General features: G+C 73.9%; 6 protein-coding genes and 1 pseudogene. 3 read left to right on the plus strand and 4 right to left on the minus strand.

Annotated features, from left to right (window positions below):
* Positions 1–23: 23 nt before the first annotated feature.
* Both AC2W7J_RS16060 and AC2W7J_RS16065 read left to right on the plus strand, forming a co-directional pair.
* A pseudogene (locus AC2W7J_RS16060) lies at positions 24–185 on the plus strand (nicotinate-nucleotide--dimethylbenzimidazole phosphoribosyltransferase); the annotation flags it as partial.
* Between the two features lie 101 nt (positions 186–286).
* A complete protein-coding gene (locus AC2W7J_RS16065) occupies positions 287–535 on the plus strand; it encodes a nicotinate-nucleotide--dimethylbenzimidazole phosphoribosyltransferase (RefSeq protein WP_485983632.1) in 249 nt (82 codons plus the stop codon).
* Positions 536–616: 81 nt separating this feature from the next.
* Here AC2W7J_RS16065 and cobF read toward each other — a convergent pair whose 3' ends face one another.
* The 3 genes from cobF to AC2W7J_RS16080 are packed head-to-tail and all read right to left on the minus strand — an operon-like array spanning position 617 to position 2,894.
* Positions 617–1,414 carry a precorrin-6A synthase (deacetylating) gene (gene cobF / locus AC2W7J_RS16070; protein WP_485983634.1) on the minus strand — a complete coding sequence of 266 codons (798 nt, stop codon included), beginning with the start codon at positions 1,412–1,414 and terminating at the stop codon, positions 617–619.
* Positions 1,411–1,962: a hypothetical protein gene (locus AC2W7J_RS16075; RefSeq protein ID WP_485983642.1), complete on the minus strand. Its 552-nt coding sequence runs from the start codon at positions 1,960–1,962 to the stop codon at positions 1,411–1,413. The genes cobF and AC2W7J_RS16075 overlap by 4 nt, the downstream gene beginning before the upstream one ends.
* On the minus strand, positions 1,845–2,894 hold the full coding sequence (locus AC2W7J_RS16080; protein ID WP_485983636.1) for a cobyric acid synthase: 1,050 nt from the start codon (positions 2,892–2,894) through the stop codon (positions 1,845–1,847). The genes AC2W7J_RS16075 and AC2W7J_RS16080 overlap by 118 nt, the downstream gene beginning before the upstream one ends.
* Before the next feature lie 38 nt (positions 2,895–2,932).
* Between AC2W7J_RS16080 and AC2W7J_RS16085 the strand changes: the two genes are divergently transcribed.
* The gene (locus AC2W7J_RS16085; protein ID WP_485983638.1) at positions 2,933–3,535 is read left to right on the plus strand and encodes a histidine phosphatase family protein; all 603 of its coding nucleotides are present in this window, start codon (positions 2,933–2,935) and stop codon (positions 3,533–3,535) included.
* A 100-nt stretch (positions 3,536–3,635) separates the two neighbouring features.
* Here the strand turns inward: AC2W7J_RS16085 and AC2W7J_RS16090 are convergent, their stop codons facing one another.
* Entirely contained in the window at positions 3,636–4,382 is a 747-nt protein-coding gene (locus AC2W7J_RS16090; protein WP_485983640.1) for an alpha/beta-hydrolase family protein, read from the minus strand.
* Positions 4,383–4,517: the final 135 nt, after the last annotated feature.

Below are 4,517 nucleotides of genomic sequence, written 5' to 3' on the forward strand. Positions count from 1 at the left end.
CCGCGGCCTCCGGCCTGGTCTGCCTGGGCGAGGTCGGCGTCGGCAACACGACCGTCGCCGCGGCCCTCGCCTGTGCCCTCCTCGACCTCGAGCCGCAGGACGCGGTCGGCCTGGGCTCCGGTTCGGATGCCGACATGGTCGCGCGCAAGCGCGACGTCGTCGCGGCCGCGCTCGCCCGTACGCGGGGTGAGTCGGACCCCCTTCGCCTCCTCGCGATGGTCGGTGGACCCGAGATCGCCCTGCTCGACCGGCGTGGCGCTCGGGCCGCGCCGCCGGCGCACCCGTCGTGCTCGATGGTCTCGCCGCGTCGTTGCCCGGCGTCATCGCCGCGCGCCTCGAGCCGGCCGCCCAGGCATACCTGCTCGCCGGACAGGTCAGCCGAGAGCGGGCCCACGCGCTCGTCCTGCGCGAGCTGGGTCTCGAGCCGCTGCTCGACCTGCGCCTGCGCTCGGGCGAGGGCGTCGGCGCCTGCCTCGCCGCGTCGATGGTGCTGCAGGGCCTCGCCGTGCGCCGCATCGCCGCCCGTACCCGCTGACCCACGGACAACTTCGCAAAACCCTAGGGTCCTGCGCAGTTGGCGGCCCCCTAACCCTGCAAACCCTGGGGTTTTGCAGGGTTAGGGCGTCAGCGCGTAGACGTCCATGACCCAGCCGTGGGTCTCGCGCAGGCGCGCCCGCAGCTCGACGATCTCGTCGATGACATCGGCCAGGCGGCCGGAGCGCAGCTCCTGCTGCGGCATGCCGACGTAGGCACCCCAGTGGATCACCGTGTCCGGGTGGGTGTCGGCCAGCTCGCGGCAGTGCAGGTGCCCGTCGAGCATGACGACGACGGTGCCGAGGGTCAGGTCGGCGGCCTCGGCCGCGCGCCACTCCTCGACGAGCCGGCGGCCGGTCGTGATGTGCACCGGTTCGCCGACGCGGTGCAGCACGACGCCGTGCGCGGCCGCGAGGGTCTGGAAGGCCGAGATCCCCGGGATCACCCGCACCCGCGTCGCGATCCGCTCACCGATCGCGTCGACGATGCGGATCGTGCTGTCGTAGAAGGCCGGGTCGCCCCACACGAGGAAGCCCACGACCGCGTCGGCGGGCAGCTCGTCGATGATCTGCACGTAGGCGTCGGTGCGGGCGGCGTGCCAGTCGCGCACCCCCTGCGCGTACTCCGCGGAGTCGCGGTCGGCGTCCGGCCCGCGCTTCGGGTCGGGCACGGTGACGAACTCGTAGGCGTGGTCGGCGGGGATGAAGCGGTCGCAGATCGCCCGGCGCACCGCGACCAGCTCGTCCTTGGCCCCGCCCTTGTCCGCGACGAGGAAGACGTCGACCTCGGCGAGCGCCGCGGCGGCCTCGGCGGTCACGTGCTCGGGCGAGCCGGCCCCGATGCCGATGACGTGGATGGTGCGAGCAGCGTTGTCGCTCAATGCTTCTCCCGGGTCAGGTCGATGATGGCGTCGACGTCCACGTGCGTCTCGAGGGCATCGGCGAGGATGTCGATCATCCCCTCGCGACGAGCGGCGAAGGGGGCGGCCCCCGGGTCCGCGGACCACCGCGCCCCGGTCGTCGCGGCCACGTCGTCGAGCAGGGCCCGCCGGTAGTCGTCGCACTCCAGGGTGCCGTGCCAGATGGACCCGCGGACCGGGCCGATCGCGTGGCCGCCGGGGAAGTCCTCGCCGCCGGTCGGCTCGACGACACCGTGGTGGATCTCGTAGCCCTCGACGTGGTGCCCGCGCCAGCTCCCGCTCGGCCGGGCCAGCACCTTGTCCTCGTGGAAGACGACCCGACCGGGCAGCAGGCCGAGGCCCGGGACCGTTGCGGCAGAGGCGGTCTCGCCCCCTTCGTCTGGTGTGCTCTCTACACCGTCGTCGACGATCTCGTCGAGGAGCATCTGGTAGCCGCCGCAGATCCCGAGCACGGGCGCTCCGCGGCCGGCCCGCTCGAGGACGACGTCGGCCAGACCGGTGCGGCGCAGCCAGGCGAGGTCGGAGGTCGTGGCGCGGGAGCCGGGCAGGACCACGAGGTCGCCTCGCGTACCGCGTCGGCATCGACCGTGATCCGCACGTCGACGCCGGGCTCGGCCGCGAGGGCGTCGACGTCGGTCCCGTTGGAGGTGCGGGGCAGGCGGACCACCGCGACCGACAGGCGACGGTCGGTGGGCACGCCGTCCTCGGCGTCGCCCCAGGCGCCCATCGACAGGGAGTCCTCGGAGTCGAGCCACACGTCCTGCAGCCACGGCAGCACCCCGAGCGAGGGCATGCCGGTGCGCCGGGTGATCTCGGCCAGGCCCGGCTCGAGGACCGAGGCGTCACCGCGGAACTTGTTGATGACATAGGCCGCGAGCAGCGGTCGGTCCTCGTCGGACACGAGCGCCCACGTGCCGTAGAGCGCGGCGAGCACGCCGCCGCGGTCGATGTCGCCCACGAGGACTGTGGGTAGCGAAAAGCGCTGTGCCAGACCGAGGTTGACGTAGTCACCGGCCCGCAGGTTGATCTCGGCGGGGGAGCCGGCGCCCTCGCAGACGACGAGGTCGTGCTCGGCCGTGAGCTCCTCGTAGGCGGCGAAGGCCGCCTGTGCCAGATGAGCCCGCCCGGTCGCGTACTCGCCGGCCTGCAGCTCACCGGCGGGCCGACCGCGCACGACGACGTGCGCGCGGCGGTCGCTGCCGGGCTTGAGCAGCACGGGGTTCATCGCCGACGTCGCCTCGACCCCCGCAGCCTGCGCCTGGAGGTACTGCGCGCGACCGATCTCGGCGCCGTCGCGGCAGACCATTGAGTGGTTGGACATGTTCTGCGCCTTGTAGGGCGCGACGGCCAGCCCACGGCGGGCCAGTACCCGGCACAGACCCGTCACGACGAGCGACTTGCCCGCGTCGGACGAGGTTCCGGTGATCAAGAGGCCGCTCACGATCGGACACTCTACGGATCACCACTAGCGTGGGTCCCGTGAGCCCGACGCACGTGCACCTGGTCCGACACGGGCAGTCGACGTGGAACCGCGACGGCCTGGTCCAGGGTGCGCACCGGGGCTCCAACCAGGCCCTGCTCACCGACACCGGCCGGGCCGAGGCGGCCCGAGCCGGCATGGTCCTCGGGGCCCGGCTCGGCCGTCCCCGTGACGAGCGCTCGCTGCAGCTGTGGACGAGCGACCTCATGCGCACGCTGCAGACCGCCGAGATCATCTCCGTCACGCTGCGCCCCATGGGGTGGAGCGCGTCGGTGCGCAACGAGCCCGGGTTGCGCGAGCAGGCGCTCGGCGACCTCGAGGGAGAGCGGACCGACGCCCTTCGCTCCGTGCCCGTCCCCGAGGGCGAGCACATCAGCGAGGTGCGGTGGGGCGGGGGCGAGTCGATGCAGGAGGTCTTCGAGCGGGTGGGCGAGTGGTTCGCCCCCGCGCTCATCGAGCAGCCCGACCACCTCGTCGTCGTCAGCCACGAGCACACGATCCGGGCTGCTCTCGCGTGGCTGCGCTCGACCTCGCACCGCGCCATCGACTGGGACGAGCCGGTGCTGCCCGGCTCGGTGACGACCTACGACGTCGTCGACTAGCACGTCGCGAGCCGCTCGGCCTGGTCCGCCCCGTAGCGGTGGCCGCTGCCGTCGGGCACCTCGAGCGACCCGATGAAGTCGGCCGCGTCGTGCACCGCGCTCACGACCGGCACCCACCTGCGGTCACCCTCCGGGGCGGGGGACGACGAGATCGCGGACCGAGGGCGTGCACGACGGGGGTCGTCGGCGTTGGGCCACCGACGCCTCGCGCGGCAGCCCCCACGCGGTGCCCGCCGGGCGTGCCGGTCCACAGCACCGAGCACACCTGCCGGGAGCGTGCGGCCCCCGGGCCGGCGAAGATCGCCTGACCGGCCGTGGCCCCGAGGCTCTCGCCGACGACGTGCACCTGGGGCCGCGCATCGGCAGGCAGCGCCGCCACCCGGGCGGTCACCGCGTCGAAGATCTCGCCGGCCGCCTCCTCCGCAGCATCCCGGTGGGCGAGGTAGGCCAGCCAGCTCGGCGAGTCGTCGTACTGCATCCCGACGGTCGCGACCCGCGACCCGAAGCGTCGCTCCAGACCCGCCACGAGGTTGGGGTTGATCCACCCCGATCCGGTCGGCACGGCGATGACGATGTGGTCCCGCTGCAGGCCGCCGGACCGCACGAGGTCCGTCGCGGCCCGTTGTGCGCGAGCGGTGGCGGCCTCCCCTTCGCGCAGCCCGGCATACTCGCGCACGGCACCCACCGGGGACGGCGTGAGGAGCACGCGGTCCTCCGGTGAGGTCGGGGCACCGTGCACCGGGCCGCCGGACAGGACCGCGGCCGAGCCGATCGCCACGGCCAGCGCCGGTCGCCAGGCGGTCCGGCGCCGCGCCCACCCCACCGAAGGGAGCGCACCACCAGCCACGCAGCCACGACGACGGTGCCCACCCCGACCCACCAGGTCACGTCGGTCCCGGGCAGCCCGACTCCCGCCCTTCGCGCAGAGAGGGCGCCCTGCGCCCAGGCGACCTGCCGGCGGAGCCGACCGCCACGACGAGCA

Source organism: Janibacter sp. CFPM2_SD2 (assembly GCF_057364645.1).